The organism is Mycobacterium sp. NTMscope_MAC_269, assembly GCF_976985695.1.
Genome location: NZ_OZ335668.1, coordinates 2,584,581 through 2,607,553, shown reverse-complemented (window position 1 = coordinate 2,607,553; position 22,973 = coordinate 2,584,581). Strand labels below are relative to the sequence as shown.

General features: G+C 68.6%; 12 protein-coding genes. 8 read left to right on the top strand and 4 right to left on the bottom strand.

Annotated features, from left to right (window positions below; translation table 11 throughout):
* The first annotated feature begins 291 nt into the window (after window positions 1-291).
* Window positions 292-11,334: an SDR family NAD(P)-dependent oxidoreductase gene (locus ACZ50Z_RS12130; RefSeq protein ID WP_464483775.1), complete on the top strand. Its 11,043-nt coding sequence runs from the start codon at window positions 292-294 to the stop codon at window positions 11,332-11,334.
* A 157-nt stretch (window positions 11,335-11,491) separates the two neighbouring features.
* Complete coding sequence (locus tag ACZ50Z_RS12125) at window positions 11,492-12,682, top strand: IS30 family transposase (RefSeq protein ID WP_464483774.1); 1,191 nt, start codon at window positions 11,492-11,494, stop codon at window positions 12,680-12,682.
* 70 nt (window positions 12,683-12,752) lie between these two features.
* Here the strand turns inward: ACZ50Z_RS12125 and ACZ50Z_RS12120 are convergent, their stop codons facing one another.
* Genes ACZ50Z_RS12120 through ACZ50Z_RS12110 form a run of 3 tightly spaced genes read right to left on the bottom strand, consistent with a single transcriptional unit; the run spans window position 12,753 to window position 15,462 of the window.
* Window positions 12,753-13,175, bottom strand: a complete 423-nt coding sequence (locus tag ACZ50Z_RS12120) for a PPOX class F420-dependent oxidoreductase (RefSeq protein WP_464483773.1) — start codon at window positions 13,173-13,175, stop codon at window positions 12,753-12,755.
* 3 nt (window positions 13,176-13,178) lie between these two features.
* Window positions 13,179-14,294 (bottom strand): acyl-CoA dehydrogenase family protein, encoded by a 1,116-nt coding sequence (locus ACZ50Z_RS12115; RefSeq protein ID WP_464483772.1) that lies wholly within the window; start codon window positions 14,292-14,294, stop codon window positions 13,179-13,181.
* A 7-nt stretch (window positions 14,295-14,301) separates the two neighbouring features.
* Window positions 14,302-15,462: an acyl-CoA dehydrogenase family protein gene (locus ACZ50Z_RS12110; RefSeq protein WP_464486204.1), complete on the bottom strand. Its 1,161-nt coding sequence runs from the start codon at window positions 15,460-15,462 to the stop codon at window positions 14,302-14,304.
* Between the two features lie 199 nt (window positions 15,463-15,661).
* On the opposite strand from ACZ50Z_RS12110, the gene ACZ50Z_RS12105 reads away from it, so the two are divergent.
* The 3 genes from ACZ50Z_RS12105 to holA are packed head-to-tail and all read left to right on the top strand — an operon-like array spanning window position 15,662 to window position 19,056.
* Window positions 15,662-16,516: a ComEA family DNA-binding protein gene (locus ACZ50Z_RS12105; RefSeq protein WP_464483771.1), complete on the top strand. Its 855-nt coding sequence runs from the start codon at window positions 15,662-15,664 to the stop codon at window positions 16,514-16,516.
* Between the two features lie 50 nt (window positions 16,517-16,566).
* The gene (locus tag ACZ50Z_RS12100) at window positions 16,567-18,072 is read left to right on the top strand and encodes a ComEC/Rec2 family competence protein (protein ID WP_464486203.1); all 1,506 of its coding nucleotides are present in this window, start codon (window positions 16,567-16,569) and stop codon (window positions 18,070-18,072) included.
* A gap of 30 nt (window positions 18,073-18,102) precedes the next feature.
* Window positions 18,103-19,056 carry a DNA polymerase III subunit delta gene (gene holA, locus ACZ50Z_RS12095; protein WP_464486202.1) on the top strand — a complete coding sequence of 318 codons (954 nt, stop codon included), beginning with the start codon at window positions 18,103-18,105 and terminating at the stop codon, window positions 19,054-19,056.
* A gap of 9 nt (window positions 19,057-19,065) precedes the next feature.
* Here the strand turns inward: holA and rpsT are convergent, their stop codons facing one another.
* Entirely contained in the window at window positions 19,066-19,326 is a 261-nt protein-coding gene (gene rpsT, locus ACZ50Z_RS12090) for a 30S ribosomal protein S20 (RefSeq protein WP_464483770.1), read from the bottom strand.
* A 145-nt stretch (window positions 19,327-19,471) separates the two neighbouring features.
* On the opposite strand from rpsT, the gene ACZ50Z_RS12085 reads away from it, so the two are divergent.
* Genes ACZ50Z_RS12085 through ACZ50Z_RS12075 form a run of 3 tightly spaced genes read left to right on the top strand, consistent with a single transcriptional unit; the run spans window position 19,472 to window position 22,963 of the window.
* Complete coding sequence (locus ACZ50Z_RS12085) at window positions 19,472-21,160, top strand: circularly permuted type 2 ATP-grasp protein (protein ID WP_464483769.1); 1,689 nt, start codon at window positions 19,472-19,474, stop codon at window positions 21,158-21,160.
* Entirely contained in the window at window positions 21,147-22,124 is a 978-nt protein-coding gene (locus ACZ50Z_RS12080; RefSeq protein WP_464483768.1) for an alpha-E domain-containing protein, read from the top strand. The genes ACZ50Z_RS12085 and ACZ50Z_RS12080 overlap by 14 nt, the downstream gene beginning before the upstream one ends.
* A complete protein-coding gene (locus tag ACZ50Z_RS12075) occupies window positions 22,124-22,963 on the top strand; it encodes a transglutaminase family protein (protein ID WP_464483767.1) in 840 nt (279 codons plus the stop codon). The genes ACZ50Z_RS12080 and ACZ50Z_RS12075 overlap by 1 nt, the downstream gene beginning before the upstream one ends.
* Window positions 22,964-22,973 lie beyond the last annotated feature (10 nt).

Genomic DNA, 22,973 nt, shown 5'->3' with positions numbered 1-22,973 from the left:
CGGCCACGCCGGCGGCGAGACCAAGATAAACCCTCGAAGTGATCGCCGTCGCAGCCGTGCGAGCCACCGCCTACACTCGCTCACGGATCCGACCGGCCTTCGTGGTGATCGAGTCGCGGCGATCGAGTTGTGGCGATCGAGCGGCCGGGCGGGGATGCAGGGCGGCGGCCGCGCCGGCCGCCGCTGCGCGATGCGGGCGCTGCGAATGCGGTGTTGGCCTCCGGAATGTTTCTCCGAGCGCAACTGCCCTCCGCGGGGATCGATCTTGACCGGCCAAGAGAGGACAAGCGCATGGCATCCGTCGAAGGTCTGGGGGAATCGGCATCGGGTTTTGCGATCGTCGGTTATGCGGCGCGATTTCCGGGAGCCGCTGACGCGGGCGAGTTCTGGGATGTCTTGCTGCACGGCCGGGATGCGATATCCGAAGTGCCGCAGGACAGGTGGGACGTCGACGAATTCTTCGACCCCGAGCCGGGTGCGCCGGGCAAGGTCGTCACCCGTCGCGCGGGCTTCGTCGACGACGTAACGGGGTTCGACGCCCCGTTCTTCGGCATGTCGACGCGCGAGGTCAGGTTGATGGACCCGCAGCACCGGATCTTGCTGGAGACGGCGTGGCGCGCGGTGGAGCATTCGGGCTACGCGCCAACGGATCTGGCCGACAGCAACACTGGTGTCTTCGTCGGTCTGGCCACGCACGACTACCTGGGAATGGCCTCCGACGAGTTGACCTATCCCGAGATCGAGGCCTACATGGCCATCGGGACGTCGAACGCGGCCGCGGCGGGACGGATCAGCTATCGGCTGGGGCTGCAGGGGCCGGCGGTCGCCGTCGATACCGCGTGCAGCTCGTCGCTGGTCGCCATCCATCAGGCGTGCCAGGCGCTGCGCCTCGGAGAATGCGACCTCGCCCTGGCCGGCGGCGCGAACGTGCTGCTCACCCCGGCCACCATGATCACGTTCTCCAGCGCGCACATGCTCGCGCCCGACGGTCGGTGCAAGACGTTCGATGCGGCCGCCGACGGCTACGTGCGCGGCGAGGGATGTGGCGTCATCGTGATCAAGCGCCTTGAGGATGCGATGCGCGACGGGGACCGGATTCGGGCGGTGATCCGCGGCAGCGCGATCAACCAGGACGGCGCGTCGGGTGGATTGACGGTTCCGAACGGAGTTGCCCAGCAGCGCGTCATCGCCGACGCGCTCAAGCGCGCCGACCTCGAGCCGCGCGATGTCGCGTACCTGGAAGCGCACGGCACCGGGACATCGCTGGGCGACCCCATTGAGGCCCAGGCCGCGGGCGCGGTGCTCGGGGCCGGGCGCCAACCCGACCAGCCGTTGCTGATGGGCTCGGTGAAGACCAACATCGGACACCTGGAAGCGGCCGCGGGCATCGCGGGCGTGATCAAGGTGATCCTGTCCCTCGAGAACGAGCTGCTGCCCCAGCACCTTCACTTTGAGAACCCGTCGCCCCACATCCCCTGGGAACGGCTGGCGGTGGAAGTCGTCAAGGAAGCCACGCCCTGGAAACGCAACGGGCAGCGGCGCATTGCGGGGATCAGCTCATTCGGATTCGCCGGGACGAACGCTCACGTCATTCTGGAGGAAGCACCCGAGCAGGCCATGCCCGCCCCCGCGGAATCGGCTTCGGTCGAGCCCGCCGGGGACCGGCGGTTCAGCATCCTTCCGTTGTCGGCGCGAACGCCGGCCGCGTTGACGCGGCTGGCCGAGGAATACAGCGCCTGGTTGAGCGCGAACCCGCAGGCCACCCTGGAGGACGTGTGCTTTACCGCCGGGGCGGGCCGAGCGCACTTGGAGCAGCGGGCCGCGTTGGTGGTCAACTCGCGGGAATCGGCCCTGGAGTTGCTCGGCGCGCTCGCCGAGGAGCGCCCGGCGCCCGGATTGTTCCGTGGCGAATCGCATGACACCCCGAAGACGGCGTGGTTGTTCACCGGTCAGGGCAGCCAATACCCCGGCATGGCCCGGGAGCTGTTCGACACCGAGCCGGTGTTCGCCGAGACGCTGACCCGTTGCGCCGCCGCGGTCGCCGACATCCTCGAAAAGCCGTTGCTGGACGTCATTTTCGATATGGACAGCCCGGATGGCGAAGCGACGCTGCAGCAGACCTCCTACGCACAGCCCGCCTTGTTCGCGGTGGAACTGGGCCTGGCCCGGCTGTGGCAGTCATGGGGCTTCGAGCCCGACGTGGTGCTGGGCCACAGCGTCGGCCAGTACTCGGCGGCCTGCGTCGCGGGCGTGCTCAGTCTCGAGGACGGCGCGCTGTTGATGGCCGAACGCGGTCGTCTCTTCGGCAGCCTGCCCGCGGGCGGCCGGATGGTCGCGGTGTTCACCGCCGCCGAGCGGGTCGAGCGGCTGACCGACGAGTTCCCCAGCCTGTCCGTCGCCGCCTACAACGGCGTCAACACCGTATTGTCCGGACCGGCAGCCGATTTGGAACCCGCAGTCGCCGGATTGACGGCCGATGGTGTCCGATGTGACTGGCTGGACACCAGCCACGCGTTCCACTCAGCGCTCCTGGACCCGATCCTCGACGAATTCGAATCGTATGCGGGGAGGTTCAACTTCGCTGCGCCACAACGGATCTTGATCGACAACCGCACCGGAGCCGCGCTCGGCCGCAGTGTGAAGCTCGACGGCGCCTACTGGCGCCGGCACGCGCGCCAGCCGGTCGAGTTCGCCAAGAGCGTGCGCACTCTTGCCGAACTGAACTGCAAGTTGCTGCTCGAGATCGGGCCGCGACCGGTGCTCACCGCCGCGGCCCTCGGGGCGTGGCCCGACCCGGCCACCGCACCCCGGGTGATCACGTCGCTGCGGCGGAATAGCGCTGACCACCGGCAGATCACCGAAGCGGTCGCCGACGCGTATGTGCTGGGCCACCTGCCCGACTACGCCGCGTTCCGGCGGCCGCACGCGCGAAAGCTCGACCTGCCCACCTATCCGTTCGAGCGCCGTCAATACTGGTTCCGGGATGACCGCGAGCGCCCCGACCAACCCCAGACCGCCGGTGGACCGCGTACCGAAACCGTCCGCCTTCTCGAGGACGGCCGGATCGAGGAACTTGCGGCGCTGCTCGGCGGTGTGAGCGACGATCCTCAAACCCTGCAGGTACTCACCAAGCTTGCGGCGCAACACAATCAACAGCGTACGACCCGGTCCATCGGGGACGACCGCTACGAGATCCGCTGGGGCAAGGCGCCTTCTCCGCTGCCCCGCGCGGACGCGGACGAGGGAGCCGGCTGGATCGTCGTCGCCGACGATGCCGACGCGGTCCAGCCGTTGGTCGACCTGCTGACCGCGCGCAACCACCGGCACCGGGTCGTCGGGCTGCCGGTCTCCGACGCCGACGAGGAACGGCTCGTTGAGACGTTGCGCGCCGCGGCAACCGACGATGCGTCGTTACGCATCGTGCACGCCGCCGCCCTGGAGACCGGGACCGCACCGTCGATGCGGTCGCTGTTGCGGATGCAACACCGGGTCCTGGGCGCAACGCGGCGGCTCTTTCGCGCCGCGGTGAGCGCCGAACTGCGCAGCCCCATTTGGATCGTGACCCGCGGCGCGCAGCGCGTCACCGACACGGACACGGTGGCGCCACAGCAGAGCTGCCTGTGGGGATTCGGGCGCGCCGCGTCGCTGGAGCTCCCGCAGGTGTGGGGTGGACTCGCCGACCTGTCAGAAGTCGGCGACCACGCAACCGACGAATGGTCCGCGCTCATCGACCGGATCGCCGCGTCGCGCGGCTCGGACGTCCGGGAAGACCAGTTCGCGCTGCGCGATGGTGCGGTCTATACACCCCGGTTGGCCCGGCGTGTCGGGCCGCCGGGCGGTACACCGCTGCAACTGCGCACCGACGCAACATATTTGGTGACCGGGGGACTGGGCGCGATCGGACTGGAGATCGCCGGATACCTGGCCGCGAACGGGGCCCGGCATCTGGTGCTGACCGGCCGTCGCGCGCCCAGCGATGCCGCGCAACAGCGCATCGACTCCCTCGTTGAACAGCACGGCTGCCAAATCCGCGTCGTGGCTGCCGATGTCGCCGACGCACATGACGTGGCCCGCCTACTGGCAGGCGTGCAGGCCGAACTGCCACAGCTGGCCGGCATCGTGCACGCCGCGGGCGAGATCGGCACCACCCCGCTGAGCGCCCTGCACGACGACGAGGTCGATCGCGTCTTTGCCGGCAAGGTTTGGGGCGCTTGGCATTTGAGCGAGGCGGCGGCCGAGCTCAAACTCGACTTCTTCATCAGCACTTCCTCGATCGCCTCGGTGTGGGGTGGATTCGGCCAGACTGCCTACGGCGCCGCGAACGCCTTCCTCGACGGCCTGGCCTGGCGCCTGCGACAGCAGGGCATCCTCGCCGTCAGTGTCAACTTCGGGCCGTGGTCGGCAGGCATGGCCGACGCGAAATCCCGTGCGCGACTGGAGCAGCGCGGAGTCCGGACGTTGTCGCCGGGCGACGCGCTCGCGGGCCTGGCCGATGCCGTGGCGGCCGGCGCGGCAGAGGGCCTGGTGCAGGGTGTGGTGGCCCGGATCGACTGGGCGCGCTTCCTGCCGCTCTATCAGCAGGCGGGCAGGCGGGCGTTCCTGGCGGAGTTCGAACGCGAGGTGCCCAGCCTGATGAATGCCGCGGGGCCCTCGGCAACCCCGGCGGGAAAGACCCCCTTGGTGGAGCGGCTCACCGGCGCCCCGGTGCAGCAGCGCAAGAAACTTCTGACCGACTACCTGCGCGACGCGGTGTCGGAGGTTACGCGCGTCGATGCCGCCGAAATCCGCGAGGACGCAGGGTTTTTCGACCTCGGCATGGATTCGCTGATGGCCGTCGAATTGCGGCGCCGCATCGAACAGGGCGTGGGCAAGGAGATCCCGGCCACCCTGGCGATGGATCACCCACGGCTGTCCGACGTGGCCGACTACCTGCTCAGCGACGTGCTCGAGCTCGGCGATCAGGGATCCTCGAAATCAAGGCCGCAGCCGGCAGCGGCCGTGCCGACGCGCACGGACGAACCGATCGCCATCGTCGCGGTGTCCTGCCGTTTCCCAGGCGCACCCGACCCGGAAGCGTTCTGGGAGGTGCTCTCCGAAGGTGTCGACGCGATCCGCGAGGTCCCGGAGGACCGATTCGACATCGACGAGTTCTACGACCCGGACCCGGACGTTCCGGGTAAGACCTACACGCGGTTCGGCGGATTCCTCGACGAAATCGACGGGTTCGATCCCGAATTCTTCGGCATCTCACCCCGCGAGGCCGTCTGGATCGAGCCGCAGCAGCGGCTGATGCTCGAAACGGTGTGGGAGGGCCTCGAACGGGCCGGCTACGCGCCGGCCGCCCTGCGCGGCAGCCGAACCGGGGTCTTCGTCGGGGTGGCGGCCAACGAGTACGCGCATCTGCTGTCGTCGGAGTCGATCGACAAGATCGAACCCCACTTCATCACCGGCAACGCGCTCAACGCCATCTCCGGCCGGATCGCCTTCGCGCTGGGATTCGAAGGACCCGCGGTGGCGATCGACACCGCATGCAGCTCGGCGTTGGTCGCCGTCCATCAGGCCTGCCAGGCCCTGCACTCCGGTGACTGCGACATGGCGTTGGCCGGCGGCGTGAACGTGTTGCTGAGTCCGGTGACGGTCGTCGCGGCCTCCCGCGCGCGGATGCTTTCGCCGGTCGGGCGATGCAAGACCTTCGACGCCTCCGCCGACGGTTACGTACGCAGCGAAGGCTGCGGGATTCTCGTCCTCAAGAGGCTGAGCGACGCGGAGCGCGATGGCGACCGGATCTGCGCGGTCATTCCCGGCAGCGCGGTCAACCAGGACGGGGCGTCCAGCGGTTTGACTGTACCCAATGGTGGTGCGCAGCAACGGCTTATCGGCTCGGTGCTGGCTCGCTCCGGCCTGACGGGCGGGGATGTCGATTACCTCGAGGCGCACGGAACGGGCACGCCGCTGGGTGACCCGATCGAGGTACAGGCGGCCGCGGCGGCCTACGGGGACTGCCGCGAGGTCGACCGGCCGCTGCTGATGGGCTCGGTGAAGACGAACATCGGGCACACCGAATCGGCTTCGGGAGCAGCGGGTCTGATCAAGGTGGTGCTGTCGCTGCAGCATGGGGTGCTGCCGCAAAGCCTGCACTTCGAGGAGCCGTCGCCGCACATCCCGTGGGATTCGCTGCCGGTGCGGGTCGTGGACACGGCGATGCCGTGGCCACCCAACGGCAGACCGCGGCGCGCGGGCGTGAGTTCCTTCGGGTTCACCGGCACCAACGCGCACGTGCTGGTCGAGGAGGCGCCGGCGCGAACTGTTTCCGCCGAGCCGCTCGCCGACGAACGCGTGGCGGAGCCGGAGTCGGGGGCTCAGGCCGGACAGGCGAGGGTGCTGGCGCTGTCCGCGCGGTCACCGGAAGCGCTGGTGGCGTTGACGCGGCGTTACCACAAATGGCTGACCGCCCACCCGGATGTGGATCTCGCCGAGGTCTGCCTGACCGCCGGAACGGGACGCTCGCACTTCGAACACCGCGCCGCGCTGGTCGTGGATTCGGTCGACGGTGCGCGCGAGGCGCTTTCCGAATTGGCGGAGAACCGCCTGCGGCCCGGCGTCGTACGGGGCGAGCACACCCACCACCCGACGACGGCATGGTTGTTCACCGGCCAGGGCAGTCAGTACCCGGGCATGGCGCGTGACTTGTTCGACACCGAACCGGTTTTCGCCGAAACCGTGACACGTTGTGCGGAGGCGGTCAGCGACATGCTGCCGCATCCGTTGCTGGAGGTGCTGTTCGCCACCGATCGCGAAACCGGTGGCGAAGCCGGGGAAAGGCTGCGGCACACGTCGTTTGCGCAGCCGGCACTGTTCGCCGTCGAGATGGGCCTGGCCCGGCTGTGGCAGTCCTGGGGAATCCAACCCGACGTGGTGCTGGGGCACAGCGTGGGCCAGTACGCGGCGGCCTGTGTGGCCGGCGTTTTCAGCCTCGAGGACGGCGCCCGGCTGATGGCCGAGCGTGGCCGGATGTTCGGCAGCCTGCCCGAAGGTGGGCGCATGGTGGCGGTTTTCGCCGACCCCAAGCACGTCGAGCAGGTTGCCGCCGAATTCCCGCGCGTGTCGGTCGGGGCCTACAACGGCCCCAACACCGTGCTGTCGGGACCGGGCGAGGATCTCGAGCAGATCGTCGCCAAATGCGGGGACGACGGGATCCGTTGCACGTGGCTGCAGACCAGCCACGCCTTCCACTCGGAACTGCTCGATCCGGTGCTCGACGAATTCGAGTCGTACGCGGCGCAATTCCGGTTCGCCACCCCGACGATGCCGCTGATCTGCAACCGCACCGGTGCCGTGCTCACGGCCCAGACGCCGCTCGACGCACAGTACTGGCGCAGGCATTCCCGACAACCGGTGCAATTCGCCGAAAGCGTGCGCACCGTGGCGGCGCTGGGCTGCTCGGTGCTGATGGAGATCGGCCCGCAACCGGTGCTGACCGGCGCCGCGGTGCAGGTCTGGCCGGAGCACCTGTCCGCTCCCCGCGCGATCGTCTCGCTGCGCAAGGGCGTAGGCGATCGACGCCAGATAGCCGACGCGCTGGCCGCGGCCTACGTCGGCGGTCTTCGTCCCGATTTCGCTGCGCTGCATCATCAGTCGCGCCGCAGGGTCGAGTTGCCCACCTATCCGTTCCAGCGCCGCCGCTTCTGGCCCAAGACCTCCGGCATCGCCCTCGACGGAGGGGCCGGTCCGTCGTCGGGCATCCTCGGCAACGCGAAAGACCTCGCCTCGGGCGACTCGGTCTACACCAGCCGGTTGTCCGTCAAGTCGCAGCCGTGGCTGTCCGACCACGTCATCTACGGGACCGTCGTCGTCCCCGGCGCGACCTATGCGGCGATGGCCCTGGCCGCGGTCGGCGCCCCGGCGCGGGTGAGGGACGTCTTCTTCTACGAGCCGATCATCTTGCCCGAGAAGAGTTCTCGTGAGGTACAGCTGACGCTGCACCCGCTGCAGGACGGCGGCGAGTCCACCTTCCAGGTGCACAGCCGCCCGTACGGTGAACGCGGCGCCGAATGGTCGTTGAACGCCGAAGGCACCGTCGTTAGCGGCGCCGATGAGGAGCCGGCGACCGAGGGTGATCCGATCGACGAAACGATCGAGCGCTTGAACCGCATGCGACCGCAGGAGCTGTTCGAGACGTTCGCGGACTTGGAGCTGGCGTGGGGGCCGACCTGGTCGGGTTCCCTGAAGTCCCTGTGGCTCGGCGAGGGCGAGGCGATCGGCGACATCCTCGTCGGTGAAGAACTCGCCGAACAACTCGGCGGCGAGCCGATGCACCCGGTGCTGATGGATTTGTGCACCGGGGTCGCCTTCCCGGCCTTCCCGGCGCTTCTCGCGGCCGAACAGGGCGTCAACGATCTGTTCCTGCCGCTGCGCTACGGGCAAGTGGCGCTGCGGGAGAAGATGCCGCGGCGGTTCTACTGCCGCGCGCGGTGGCACAGCAGCGAACTCAACAGCGAAACCCAGGTCTTCGACCTCGATTTCGTCGATCGGGATGGCAGTCACCTGGGCGGGATTCGCGAGTTCACCGTCAAGCGGGCCCCGCGCGAGGCGCTGCTGCGTGGCCTGGGCGGCGATGCCACCCGGTTGCTCTACACCCTGGGCTGGCACGAGGTGCCCCCACCACCGAGCGAGGAAGCCGGAGACGCCGCCGGCACCTGGCTGATCGCCGGCTTCGACGAACTGGCCGCCAAGGTGCCGGGCTGCATCCCGCTCGACCGCGCCAACGATCCGGATCCGTTGGGGCAGGTGCTGACTCAAGCCCACGAACGCGGGCTGCCGTTCTCCGGTGTCGTCTGGCGTAGCAAGGCGCCGAACGGCGAAGAGTCGAGCGCCGAGGTCACGGCGCGCCTCGAGACCGAAATCGCCAACCTGCTCAGCGCCGTGCACACCGTGCAGCGCGGTGAGGTGAAGCTGCCCGGCGGATTGTGGATCGTCACCGAGCGTGCCGTGGCCACCGAATCCGGCGAGCCGGTCGACCCGGTGCAGGCGGCGCTGTGGGGCTTCGGCCGCACCACGATCAACGAGGAGCCAGCGCTGCGCGCCAAACTCGTCGATTGCGACGGGACACCCGAAGCCGTGCAGGCTCTGGCCGCCCTGCTGGCCGCGCCGATCGACGAGCCGGAACTCGCCGTGCGGCAAGGAAAGCTGCTGGCCTCCCGGTTGCTGCCGTGGGCGCGCAGCGGTCATCTCACGGTGCCCCGCGGACGCGACTTCGTCCTGGCGCCCACCGAACGCGGCGCGATCGACAACCTGCGGCTGACCGAGGCGGACGTGCCGCCGCCGGACGAGGGCTACGTGCAGGTCCGGGTCGAGGCCGCGGGCCTCAACTTCCGCGACGTGCTCAACGTCCTCGGCCTCTACCCGGGCGACCCCGGACCGATCGGTGGCGACTTCGCCGGCGTCGTCACCCAATTGGGCGACGGTGTCACCGGAGTCGAAGTGGGGCAACGCGTCTACGGCTCCATGCAGGGCGCGTTCTCCAGCCGGTTCAACGTGCCCGCCCAGTTCTTGGCGCCGATCCCTCCTCGCGTGAGCGCGGTCGAGGCGGCGACGATTCCGGCTGCGGCGCTGACCGTGCGGCTGTCCTTCGACTGGGCGCAGCTGAAACCCGGCGACAAGGTCCTCATCCACGCCGCCAGCGGCGGTGTCGGCCTGGCGGCGGTCCAGATGGCCCAGCAGCTCGGTGCCGAAGTGTTCGCCACGGCCAGCACGTTCAAGCGCGCGACGCTGCGCAAGCAGGGTGTGAAGCACGTCTATGACTCGCGCACAACGGATTTCGCCGATCAGATCCTGGCGGACACCGACGGTGCCGGGGTGGACGTGGTCCTCAACTCCCTGACCAGCGAAGGGTTCATCGAGGCGACGCTGAAGGCCACCGCCAAGAACGGCCGCTTCGCCGAGATCGCCAAGCGCGACATTTGGACACCCGAGCAGATGGCGCAGGCGCGTCCCGACATCGCTTACGAGATCGTGGCGTTGGACACGGTGATGTTCACCGAACCCGATCGCATTCGCGACTTGCTCACCGAGGTGTCGCAGGGTTTGGCCAACGGTGAGTGGACGCCCCTGCCCGCGGAGGTCTACCCGCTCACCGAGGCGCGAGCAGCGTTCCGCCGCATGCAGCAGGCGCGGCACATCGGCAAGATCGTGGTCCAGATACCGAATCCCCTGCAGCCGCGGCCCGATCGGAGCTACCTGATCACCGGCGGGCTCGGTGCGATCGGCCTGCACACCGCGGCGCATCTGGCCCAACTCGGTGCCGGTGACATCGTCTTGACCAGTCGGCGCGAGCCCGACGCGGACGCACAACGGCAGATCGAGGAGATCACCGAGCGCTACAAGTGCCGCGTCCACGTCTTCGCCGCCGACGTCGGCGACGAGTCCGAGGTGGCGAAGCTGTTGGAGCGCATCCGCGCGGAATTGCCGCCGCTGGCCGGCGTGGCGCATCTGGCGGGCGTGCTCGACGACGCGCTGCTGTCACAGCAGAGCCTCGATCGCTTCCGAACGACGTTGGCGCCCAAGTCGTTCGGCGCCTACCACCTGGACAGGATGACGAAGGACGACGAGCTGGACTTCTTCATCGTGTCGTCGTCGGTGTCGAGCCTGTTCGGTTCGCCCGGACAGTCCAACTACGCGACCGCCAACGCGCTGCTCGACGGCCTGGTCGCGCGGCGAAGGGCCCAAGGCCTGCCGGCGACCGCTGTCAACTTCGGTCCCTGGGCCCAAGGGGGCATGGCCTCCTCGGAGGCCGCGACCGCCAACATCAGTGCGCAGGGCCTGATCCCGCTGGAACCTTCGGCCGCGCTCGGCGCCCTCGCCGAGGTCGTCGCCAATGGAACCGGCCAGGCCACCGTCCTCAAGGCCAACTGGCAGCGCGCCGCCAAAGTGCTGGGCAGTTCGCGTCCGCCGATCCTCGATCTCGTGTTACCCAGCGCCGCCGGAGAGGTGACCGGTGACAGCGAGTTGCTCAAGCAGCTGATGGAGATCCCGGTGCCCCAGCGCGCCGGCTTCGTGACCGAATTCCTGCAGCGGGAGGTGCAGAACTTCCTGCGTCTCGCGTCGCCGCCCGCCGCGAGCAGTCGGTTCCTGGACCTGGGGACCGATTCGCTCATGGCGATCGAGCTCCGCAACCGGCTGCACAGCCAGTTCGGCGGCAAGTTCACGATCAATGCGACGGCGGTCTTCGACTACCCGACCATCGGGGGGCTCGCGGAATATCTCGTGGGCCAGCTTCCCGACGCGGACGCGGGGACGGACGAGCCGGATTCGGTTGCGGCGCCGGAGCCGTCGTGATGACCGGGGGCGGGGGCGCACGAACGTCGACTTGTGGCGCGGAATCTCGGCTTCCCTTCAGGGGGTGAATGCAACAGCTTCTAGATGAGGAGTTGTTGTGCGTCCGTCGTCGTTGTCATGGTTGGGCCGTCGGTTTTGGGATCACATCAAGGAGGGAATGTCGCCCGGTGAGGCCGGGGTGGCTGTCGGCGTGTCGATGTCCAGTGGTCAGCAATGGTTTGCTGATGCTGGCGGGGTGAGACCAAAGTTTCCAGCAGTTGGGCCCCGCTCGCGGCCTCGGCTGAGCTATGAGGAGCGCGAAGAGATCCAGGACGGTGTGGCCCGTGGCGAGTCGATCCGTGACATCGCGAATCGGTTGGGTCGTCACCCAACGACGGTGATGCGTGAGATCAACCGCAATGGGTGGTGCCGCGGGCGCTACCGGGCGCGGTATCGATTCGGCGCCCGATGGCGCGGCGGGTGGGATCCCCGGCCGCGTTATCGCGCGAGTAAGGCCCATGCGCGCGCCCGGGAGCGGGCTCGCCGGCCCAAACCGGGCAAGCTGGCCACCAACCAGCGGCTGCATGATGAGGTGCAGACTCGGTTGCAAGACCAGCACAGTCCCACCCAGATTGCTCAGCGGCTGGTGATGGATTTTCCCGACGAGGCGGAGATGCGGGTGTCCCACGAGACGATCTATCAAGCGATTTACGTTCAGGGCAAAGGGAACTTGCGCCGCGAGTTGCACAGCTGCCTGCGCACCGGGCGTGCACTGCGCAAACCCCAGCGCCGCGCCGATCAGCGCCGCGGCCGCATCCCGAACATGGTCAACATCAGCGAGCGCCCACCCGAGGTCGAAGACCGCGCCGTACCCGGGCATTGGGAGGGCGATCTGATCCTGGGCAGCGCCGCATCGGCCTCGGCGATCGGCACCGTGGTGGAGCGGATGACGCGGTTCGTGATGCTGCTGCACCTGCCTGAGGACCACACAGCGCTGGCGCTGCAGGAGGCCATCGTGGCCAAAATGGCGCAGCTGCCGGCAATCCTGCGCAAAACACTGACCTGGGATCAAGGCAAAGAAATGGCCAACCACATCGCCATCGCCGAGGCCGCCCAACTGGATATCTACTTTTGCGACCCCCACTCACCGTGGCAGCGCGGCACCAACGAAAACACCAACGGACTGCTGCGCCAATACTTTGCTAAAGGCACCGACCTATCCGCGTTTCCCGCCGACTACCTCGACTACGTCGCCGCCAAACTCAACAACCGGCCCCGCCAAACACTGGGCTGGAAAACCCCCGCCGAAGCCCTCGACGAACTACTCTCCAACCCGTCAAAACCACCCGCTGTTGCAAACACCGCGTGAAACCGCCCGGGGCGCCGACTCAACAAGTCGACGCTCGGCGGGCTAGGGGTTCAGTCGGCCGACTACGCGCTCAGTCGCTGATGTCGAATCCGGCGTTGACTTTGGTCGGTCGCACCCGCACCACCAACTCGCCGGGAACGGCGTTGCGGCGGCCGAATTCGTCGGCGCGCTCGGCGCCCATGTAGCGGGCGCCGGTGCGGGTGGCGATATCCAGCACGTCCGCGGGGTCCTCGCTCACCTCGGCCAGGCCCTGCACCTGCACGAAGGAGTAGGGCGGGTGCGGGTCGTCGACGCAGATCACTACGCGCGAATCACGGGCTATCGCACGGCCTTTCGACGTGTCACGGCCGGTGTTGAAGGCGAGCTGGCCATCTTGGACGACGAACCATACCGGCACGACCAGTGGCCTGCCGTCGGCGGCGACGTAGCCCAGCATCCCGGTGCGTGTCCCGGTCGACAGAAACTCGATGACTCTGTCCGACAGCTCGGCCATGCGCTAAAGGCGGACCAGGTCGTAGTCGCCGAGGTGGTCGATCAGGTTGTGCAGGTGCTCACCCGAGGTGCCCAGGGTGTGTTCGATCGCGGTGAGCCGGGCGGCGTAATGGCTGATCGGATACTCCGCGGTCACACCGATGCCGCCGTGCATCTGAATCGATTCCTGCGCGATGTGGCGGGCCGAGCGGCCGATCTGCAGCTTGGCCCGCGAGGCGATCACCGGGTCGAGGTTGCCGTCGGCGATCGACATCGCCGCGTACAGGCTCATGCTGCGCGCCAATTCCAGCGACACGTACATGTCGGCGGCGCGCTGGGTGAGCGCCTGGAATTTGTTCAGCGTGACACCGAACTGCTTGCGGGTCTTGAGGTAATCGGTGGTCAGGCGCAGTGATTCCTCCATCGCTCCGAGCGCTTCGGCGCATAGCGCCGACTGGATGCGGGTGATGGCGGTGCCGATGGCGCCCGACACGTCCGCCGCCTCACCCAGAGGTTCGGCGGCGGCGGAGTCGAGATCGATCTGGGCGCCGCGCTGTCCGTCGAAGGTCCGGTACGGGTGCCGCGTCACAGTTTTTTCGGACCCGGCGTCGACGAGGAACAATCCCGCGCCGCCGTCGGACAGGGCGGCGCTGACCACCAGCGTGTCGGCGCAGTCCCCGGCGAGTACCGGGTTCTTCCGGCCGGTCACAGTCCACGAATCACCTTGCTGCGCAGCCTTGGTGGTCAACTCGGCGGACGGTTTGCGTTGGCCCGGCTCGAGGTGGGCGAAGGCCAGCAGCCGTTGTCCGGACGCGACCTCGTCGAGCAGCTGCTTCTGTTCCTGGCTGCCCAGCTCGGCGATCAGCGCGCCCGGTCCCAGCGCGGCGTGCAGGACGGGTTCGGGGGCCAGCCGGCGCCCGATCTCGGTGAGCACCACCGCGATCTCGATCTGGCCGGACTCCTCGGGTTCGAAGCCCAGCCCGAGGATCCCGGTGTCGGCGAGCTGGCTCCAGACCTCGCGACTCCAGCCCAGGTCGGACCCGATGACCTTATTGCGGCTTTCCGGGTCATAGGTGCGCGCCAGCAGGTCGCGGGTGGTGTCGCGGAGCAGGGACTGCTCGTCGCTCAACTGAAAGTCCATGGCTGCCTCACAATCCCAGAATGGTGGACGCGATGATGTTGCGTTGCACTTCGCTGCTGCCGCCGTAGATCGACGTCTTGCGGTAGTTGAGGTAATGCGGCGCACTGTGCTGCGCCCAGGAGGGCGACGCGATGTCTTCGCCATTGGCCGGCAGCGCATCCGGCCCGGCGACCTCGACGAGCAATTCGGTGGCGATCTGCTGCAACTGGCTGCCGCGCAGCTTGAGCACCGACGAGGCCGGGTTGGGCTGCCCGTTCGCGGAGTCGGTGACCACGCGCGACTGCGTGAGTTCCAATGCGAGCAGCTCGTTTTCGGCTTCGGCCAGCCGCGCCGCGAATAGGGGATCCTCGAGCACCCCGGTGGCCGCGGCGTGCTTCTTCACCTCGGCGAGACGCACCTTGGTCCGGCCCACGCCGGCGATGCCGGTGCGCTCGTTGCCAAGCAGGAATTTCGCGTACGTCCAGCCCTTGTTCTCTTCTCCGACAAGCTGATTGGCCGGCACGCGGACGTCCTCGAAGAAGACCTCGTTGATTTCGTGGCCGCCGTCGATCGTCTTGATGGGTCGCAGCGTGATGCCCGGCGTGTTCATGTCGAAGAGCAGGAACGAGATGCCGGCCTGACGCTTGGGCGCCTGCGGGTCGGTACGGACCAGGCAGAAGATCCAGTCCGCGTACTGGCCGAGCGTGGTCCAGGTCTTCTGGCCGTTGACGACGTAGCTGTCGCCGTCGCGGACCGCGGTGGTGCGTAGCGACGCCAGGTCCGACCCGGCCTCCGGCTCGGAGAAACCTTGGCACCACCAGATGTCGAGGCTGGCCGTCGGCGGCAGGAAGCGTTGTTTGACTTCCTCCGAACCGAATTCGGCGATCACCGGACCCACCATCTTGGTGTTGAAGTTCAGCGGTTCCGGGACGCAGGCCAGCTGCATCTCGTCGGCCCAGATCTGGTGCTGGGTCGGCGTCCAGTCCTTGCCGCCCCATTCGACCGGCCAGTTCGGTACCGCCAAACCGTGCTCGTGCAAGATCTTGTGGCTGGTGACGATGTCGTCGCGGTTCACTTCCGCCGCGCCCTGGCGCACCCGGTCGCGCAACTCCTGGGGAATCTTGGTCGTGTAGACGCTGCGGAGTTCGTCGCGGAACGCGGCTTCCTCGGGCGTGAGCGCCAGTTGCATGGCAGCCTCCTGTCGTTTCGGGGTGAACGTGACGCCCATCGCCCAGAGCTGATTTCTGGCGATGCTGGTCGTTCGCTCAACCTCCATCTTGACCCATCCCGTGCGGGCACTGTGCACAGCCTCGGGTTAGTCCACAGAATGGCCCGCCGGAGCCCTTCGCCCGGGCGGTTGCGGCGGTGCTCGGACCTACGGTCGGCCCATGCGAACAGAACTTCCGGCCGAGCGCCTGCAGCGACGGCTCCGCGCCGAACCGGATGCCGATGCGCACGCAGAAGCCAAGGACTCCGGGTCGGCCCCGAGCGAGGGCCCGCCGGACGACGACCAGAATTCGCTGCTGCCGCGCTGGCTTCCCGACGCGTCCCAGGAGCGGGGCTGGGTGGCGAAGGTGCGCGCCGACCCGGGACGCGCCGGCGCCATCGGGCTGGCGATCGTGGCGGCGCTGGCGGTGCTGGTCACGGTTTTCACGTTGGTGCGCGACCACCCGGCGCCGGTGATGTCGGCCAAGCTGCCGCCGGTGGAGAAGGTGTCGACGGCAAGCCCGCGTTCCTCGACGAGCCCGACCGCCGGACCCGATCATCCGGTGGTCGTCAGCGTGGTGGGCCTCGTGCACACCCCGGGATTGGTGACGCTCGCACCTGGCGCCCGCATCGCCGACGCGCTGCAGGCCGCCGGCGGCGCGGTGAACGGCGCCGACACCATCGGACTGAACATGGCCCGCCCGCTCGGCGACGGCGAGCAGATCGTGGTCGGCCTCGCTCCCGCGTCGGGACAGCCGACGGCCCTGGGCAGTTCGGTGACCTCCGGATCGACACCCACGAAAGCGCCGCCCCCGCGGCCGGGGTCGGTCAAACCGAAACCGGGCGAGGCGGTGGACCTCAACACGGCGACGGTGCAGGAACTCGACGCGCTGCCCGGCGTCGGCCCGGTCACCGCGGCCGCGATCGTGGCCTGGCGGCAGGCCAACGGCAAATTCACCAGCGTCGACCAGCTCGCCGATGTCGAGGGCATCGGGCCGGCGCGGCTGGAGAAGCTCCGCGCCCTGGTCCGTGTCTGACCCGGGTGCACCACCCCGGCCCCGCCGCCTCGCCCGCCGCGCGTGTCGATGTGCGCCTGGTGCCGGCAGCGCTGACCTGCTGGGCGGTGACCGCCGGCGGGATCTGGTGGCCGATCGGGCGCACGCTCGCCTGGTGCTGCGTCGTGGTGATCGGCGCCGCCGGAGCGCTGGCGTGGCGCGCGCTGCGTTGGCCCGGCCGAGGAGCGCGGTTGCGGGCGATCGGCGCCGGGCTCGCGGGGATCGGTGTCGTGGGTGCGGGATTCGGGATCGCGATCGCGCTGCGCGCCGACGCGGTCGATCGCCACCCGATCACCGCGGCGTACGGCATGACCGCTGCGGTCACCGTCACGCCCAACGAGAGCCCGGTGTCGCTGGGGAGCGGACGGTTGATGTTTCGAGCGACCCTGCAACGCCTGCGCGACGCCCAAACGTCGGGCCGGGTAGTCGTTTTCGCGCGCGCCGCGGATTTCGGTGAGCTGATGGTGGGGCAGCCGCTGCGATTCAGCGCACGCATCAGCCGCCCGACGCGGCGCGACCTGACGGTCGCGGTGCTCAACGCGTCGAGTCGGCCGGCCAGGGGCACCGCGGGCACCCTGCAACGGGCGGCGCATAACGTGCGCAGTCGATTCGCCGCGACGGTCCGCGATGCGTTGCCTGGCGAGCAGGCCGCGCTGCTGCCAGCGCTGGTGCTCGGCGACACCTCGGCGGTTCCCAACGGCACCGGCCGCGATTTCCGCGCGGCAGGCATGACCCACCTGATGGCCGTGTCGGGGGCCAACGTGACGATCGTGTGCGCCGCCGTGCTGTTCTCGGCCCGATTGATCGGTCCCCGAACGGCGGTCGCATTCGCCGCCCTGGCGCTGGTGGCCTTCGTCATCGTCGTGCAGCCGACGGCCAGCGTGTTGCGGGCCGCGGTGATGGGTGCCATCGCGCTGACGGGAATGCTGACTTCGCGTCGGCGGCAAGCCATTCCGGCCCTTGCCGCCACGGTGCTGCTGTTGTTGGCCGTCGCCCCGCAGCTGGCCGTCGACGTCGGGTTCGCGCTGTCGGCGCTCGCCACGGCCGCGCTCATCGTCGTCGCACCGGTCTGGTCACGGCGGCTGGTGGGCCGCGGCTGCCCCAAGCCGCTGGCCGATGCGCTGGCCGTCGCCTGGGCCGCGCAGATCGTGACCGCGCCGCTGGTCGCCGCGATCTCCGGCCGTTTCAGCGTGGTCGCCGCCGCCGCCAACCTCGTCGTGGCGGCCGTGATCGCGCCGATCACGGTGCTGGGGACGGCGGCGGCTGCGCTCTGCCCGGTCTGGCCGGCCGCCGCGCGGCTGCTCATTCGCTTCACCGGCCCCGAATTGTGGTGGGTCGGCAGCGTCGCCCGCTGGGCGGCCGGCATGCCCGGCGCGACGCTACCAGTCCCCGAGGGCATACCCGGCACGCTGCTCGTCGGCGGTGTGACGGTGCTGATGATCGTGTCGTGGCGGTGGCGACCCGTCCGCGTGGTGGCGGGAGCGGTCGCGCTGACCGGGCTGGCCTGGGCACTGTCCGGGATCGTCGGTCGGTCGTGACACCATCGTGGGGTGAGCGAGGTTTCGCCGTTGCACCTGGTGCTCGGAGACGAGGAGCTGCTGGTCGAGCGGGCGGTCGCCGACCTGCTGCGCTCGGCGCGGAAACGGGCCGGCAAGGACGCTGACATTCCGGTCAACCGGATGCGCGCGGGTGACGTCAGCACCTATGAGCTCGCCGAGTTGCTGAGCCCCTCGCTGTTCGCCGACGAACGCATCGTCGTGCTGGAGGCCGCCGGCGAAGCGGGCAAAGACGCTGCCGCGGTGATCGTTTCGGCCGCGACCGACATGCCCGCGGGGGTTGTGCTGGTCGTGGTGCACTCGGGCGGCGGCCGGGCCAAGGCGCTTGCCACCGACCTGCAGAAGCTCGGCGCCGAGGTGCACCCGTGCGCGCGGATCACCAAACTCAGCGAACGCATCGACTTCGTCCGCAAGGAGTTCCGCGCCCTGCGCGTCAAGGCCGACGAGCAGACCGTGAGCGCGATGCTCGACGCGGTCGGCTCCGATCTGCGCGAGTTGGCGTCCGCCTGCTCCCAACTGGTCGCCGACACCGGCGGAGCCGTCGACGCCGCCGCGGTGCGGCGCTACCACAGCGGCAAGGCCGAGGTGAAGGGCTTCGACATCGCCGACAAGGCGGTGGCCGGCGACATCGAAGGCGCCGCCGAGGCGCTGCGGTGGGCGATGATGCGGGGCGAGCCCCTGGTGGTCCTGGCGGACGCGCTGGCCGAGGCGATCCACACCATCGGCCGGGTCGGCCCGCTGTCGGGCGATCCCTACCGGATGGCATCGCAGCTGGGGATGCCGCCCTGGCGGGTGCAGAAGGCCCAAAAACAGGCCCGGAATTGGTCGCGGGAGACCGTGGCCACAGCGATGAAGGTTGTTGCCGCGCTCAACGCGAACGTCAAGGGGGCAGTGGCGGACGCCGACTACGCCCTGGAATCCGCGGTCAGACAGGTTGCCGAGCTAGCCGCCCAGCGCAGCCGCTGACGCGGGGCCTCAGAGCTTGTTGAGGGCCTGCGCCAGCGCCGACTTCTTGTTGGCGGCCTGGTTCTTGTGGATCACGCCCTTGCTGGCGGCCTTGTCCAGCTTGCGGTTGGTCGACACCAGCAGCTCGGTGGCCTTTTCCTTGTCGCCGGCGCTGGTGGCCTCGCGGAACGCGCGGACAGCGGTGCGCAGCGACGACTTCACCGACTTGTTGCGCAGGCGAGCGCGCTCGTTGGTCTTGTTGCGCTTCTGCTGCGACTTGATGTTGGCCACGCTCGAGTTCCTTCTTCGATCAGACGTTTGGTTGGGGCGCCGGAAATCACCACAGCGATTGCCCAGGTTATCAGTGAGTTACGTTTTCTCCCAAAACGGGAACACGTGGGCTGCCAAGACGTCGATTTGAGGCAGCATCTGAACAGTGAGTCTGACGAACCAGCTTGAGGAGACCAGGCGGGGTTTTCGCGCTGCGCGCTCTGAGCGGATTTTCGGCGGATACAACACGTCCTCGGATGCCTACGACATGGCCTTCGACGAGATGTTCGACGGTGCGGGCGCCGTTCGTGGTCCCTACAAGGGCATCTATGCCGAACTCGCGCCGTCGGACGCCTCGGAACTCAAGGCCCGCGCCGAAGCGCTCTCCCGCGCCTTCCTCGACCAGGGCATCACCTTCTCTTTGTCGGGCCAGGAGCGGCCCTTTCCGCTGGACTTGGTGCCGCGGGTCATCTCGGCCGCCGAGTGGGCCCGACTCGAGCGCGGCATCACCCAACGGGTCAAGGCCCTCGAGATGTACCTCGACGACATCTACGGCGACCAAGAAATCCTCAACGACGGGGTGATCCCGCGCCGCCTGGTCACCTCCTGCGAGCATTTCCACCGCCAGGCCATGGGCATCGTCCCGCCCAACGGGGTGCGGATCCACGTCGCCGGCATCGACCTGATTCGCGACGAAAAGGGCAATTTCCGGGTCCTCGAGGACAATCTGCGCTCGCCGTCGGGCGTCTCCTATGTGATGGAGAACCGCCGCACCATGGCGCGCGTCTTCCCGAACCTGTTCGCCACGCATCGCGTGCGTTCCGTCGACGACTACGCCGGCCACCTGCTGCGGGCGCTGCGCAACTCCGCGGCCACCAACGAGGCCGACCCGACGGTCGTGGTGCTGACCCCGGGCGTCTACAACTCGGCGTATTTCGAGCATTCGCTGCTGGCCCGTCAGATGGGCGTCGAGCTGGTCGAAGGGCGCGACCTGTTCTGCCGCGACAACCAGGTGTACATGCGCACCACCGAAGGGGAGCGTCAGGTCGATGTCATCTATCGACGCATCGACGACGCCTTCCTGGACCCGCTGCAGTTCCGCGCCGACTCGGTGCTGGGAGTGGCCGGCCTGGTCAACGCCGCCCGCGCCGGAAACGTCGTCATCTCCAGCGCGATCGGCAACGGCGTCGGCGACGACAAACTCGTCTACACCTACGTGCCCACCATGATCGAGTACTACCTGGGTGAGAAACCGCTGCTGGCCAACGTCGAGACGCTGCGCTGCTGGCTCGAGGACGAACGCGAAGAGGTGCTCGACCGGATCGACGAGTTGGTCCTCAAGCCGGTCGAGGGGTCCGGCGGCTACGGCATCGTGTTCGGCCCCGAGGCCTCCGAGAAGGAGCTGGCCGCCGTCGCCAAGAAGGTCCGCGACGATCCGCGGAGCTGGATCGCCCAGCCGATGATGGAGCTGTCGACCGTGCCGACCCAGGTCGGCAGCGCGCTGGCACCCCGCTACGTCGATTTGCGGCCGTTCGCGGTCAACGACGGCAACGACGTGTGGGTGCTGCCCGGCGGCCTGACCCGGACGGCCCTGGTCGAAGGGTCACGGGTGGTCAATTCCAGCCAGGGCGGCGGCTCCAAGGACACCTGGGTGTTGGCGTCGCGCGCCTCGGCCGGCGACCACGAGCTCGAGGCGGCCGAGGTGGTGCGCGCGTTGCCGACCTCGATGCCCGACCCCATGTCGGGTGACTCGCCGCGGCTGGCCTCGCAACAGCCCCAACCCACCGAGCAGCCGGTGCGCGAGCAGCTCGAACAACAGCAGCAACAGCGGGCGGTGCACGATGCTCGCACGTAACGCCGAGGCGCTCTACTGGATCGGGCGCTACGTCGAGCGCGCCGACGACACCGCGCGAATCCTGGACGTGGCCCTGCACCAGTTGCTCGAGGATTCCAGCGTCGACCCGGATCAGGCTTCGCGCCTGCTGCTGCGGGTGCTCGGCATCGACCCGCCGGATCATGAGCTGGATGTGTGGTCGTTGACCGATTTGGTCGCCTACAGCACCAACGCCCAGGGCGGCTGCTCGATCGTCGATGCGATCACCGCGGCGCGCGAAAACGCGAAGTCGGCGCGGGAGGTGACGTCCAGCGAGATCTGGGAGTGCCTCAACACCACCTATCACGCCCTGCCCGAACGCGAACGCGCCGCCAAACGCCTTGGGCCACATGATTTTCTGTCGTTCGTCGAGCGGCGGGCGGCGATGTTCGCCGGCCTGGCCGACTCGACGCTGTCGCGCGACGACGGGTATCGCTTCATGGTATTAGGCCGCGCGATCGAGCGGGTCGACATGACCGTGCGGCTGCTGTTGTCCCGGGTCGGAGACAGCGCCTCGTCCCCGGCGTGGGTGACGCTGCTGCGGTCTGCGGGGGCGCACGACACGTATCTGCGCACCTATCGCGGTGTGCTCGACGCGGGCCGCGTGGTCGAATTCATGTTGCTCGACCGGCTGTTTCCGCGTTCGGTGTTCTATTCGCTGCGTCTGGCCGAACACAATCTCGACGAGCTGGTCCGCACCCGCCAGAGCCGGATCGGGGCCACCGCCGAGGCCCAGCGGTTGCTCGGGCAGGCCCGCAGCGAGTTGGAGTTCGTCCAGCCCGGCGTGCTGCTCGAGACGCTGGAAAACCGGCTGGCCGGCCTGCAGCGCACCTGCCGCGACGTCGGGGAAGCATTGGCGTTGCAGTACTTTCACGTCACCCCGTGGGTGGCGTGGTCGGACGCCGGTCAGCGCGCCCGTCTGGTCAGCGGGAAAGAGGACGGCTGATGTGGCGGCTGCGGGTGGTGCACACCACGGGGTACGCCTACCAGTCGCCGGTGACCGCCTCCTACAACGAGGCGCGGCTGACCCCGCGATCGAACAACCGCCAGAACGTCATCCTCAACCGCGTCGAAACCATTCCGGCGACCCGGTCCTACCGCTACATCGACTACTGGGGCACCGCGGTGACGGCGTTCGACTTGCACGCGCCGCACACCGATCTCACGGTCATGTCCTCCTCGGTGGTGGAGACCGAACGCGCCGAAACGCCGGCCGCCGATGCGGGCTGGGACGACCTGCGCTCGGATGCCGTGATCGATCGCTTCGACGAGCTGCTCCGCCCCACGGAACACACCCCGGCCAGCAAGCGGGTGGCATCGGTGGGCAAGAAGATCAGCAAAACCCACGCGCCAGCCGAAGCCGTTGCCGCCGCGGCTAATTGGGTGCGCGAGCAGCTCGAGTACCTCCCGGGAACCACCAGCGTGCACTCGTCCGGGCTGGACGCGCTGAAGGAGGGCAAGGGCGTCTGCCAGGACTTCGTGCACCTGTCGCTGATGTTGTTGCGCGGCATGGGAATTCCAGCGCACTACGTTTCGGGATATTTGCATCCCAAACGTGACGCCGTCGTGGGGGACACCGTGGACGGGCGAAGCCACGCGTGGATCGAGGCGTGGACGGGCGCGTGGTGGAGCTACGACCCCACCAACAACGCCCAGATCACCGAGCAGTATGTCGGCGTGGGTGCGGGTCGCGACTACTCCGATGTCTCCCCGTTGAGGGGCATCTACTCCGGGGAGGGCGCCACCGACCTCGACGTGATCGTGGAGGTGACGCGGCTCGCCTAACCGGAATACC

Coding starts and splice junctions, on each gene's coding strand:
- ACZ50Z_RS12115 (WP_464483772.1), bottom strand. CDS start 14,294: ATGGACTTTCAGTTGAGCGACGAGCAGTCCCTGCTCCGCGACACCACC.
- ACZ50Z_RS12110 (WP_464486204.1), bottom strand. CDS start 15,462: ATGCAACTGGCGCTCACGCCCGAGGAAGCCGCGTTCCGCGACGAACTC.
- ACZ50Z_RS12120 (WP_464483773.1), bottom strand. CDS start 13,175: ATGGCCGAGCTGTCGGACAGAGTCATCGAGTTTCTGTCGACCGGGACA.
- ACZ50Z_RS12130 (WP_464483775.1), top strand. CDS start 292: ATGGCATCCGTCGAAGGTCTGGGGGAATCGGCATCGGGTTTTGCGATC.
- ACZ50Z_RS12105 (WP_464483771.1), top strand. CDS start 15,662: ATGCGAACAGAACTTCCGGCCGAGCGCCTGCAGCGACGGCTCCGCGCC.
- ACZ50Z_RS12075 (WP_464483767.1), top strand. CDS start 22,124: ATGTGGCGGCTGCGGGTGGTGCACACCACGGGGTACGCCTACCAGTCG.
- ACZ50Z_RS12080 (WP_464483768.1), top strand. CDS start 21,147: ATGCTCGCACGTAACGCCGAGGCGCTCTACTGGATCGGGCGCTACGTC.
- ACZ50Z_RS12125 (WP_464483774.1), top strand. CDS start 11,492: ATGTCGCCCGGTGAGGCCGGGGTGGCTGTCGGCGTGTCGATGTCCAGT.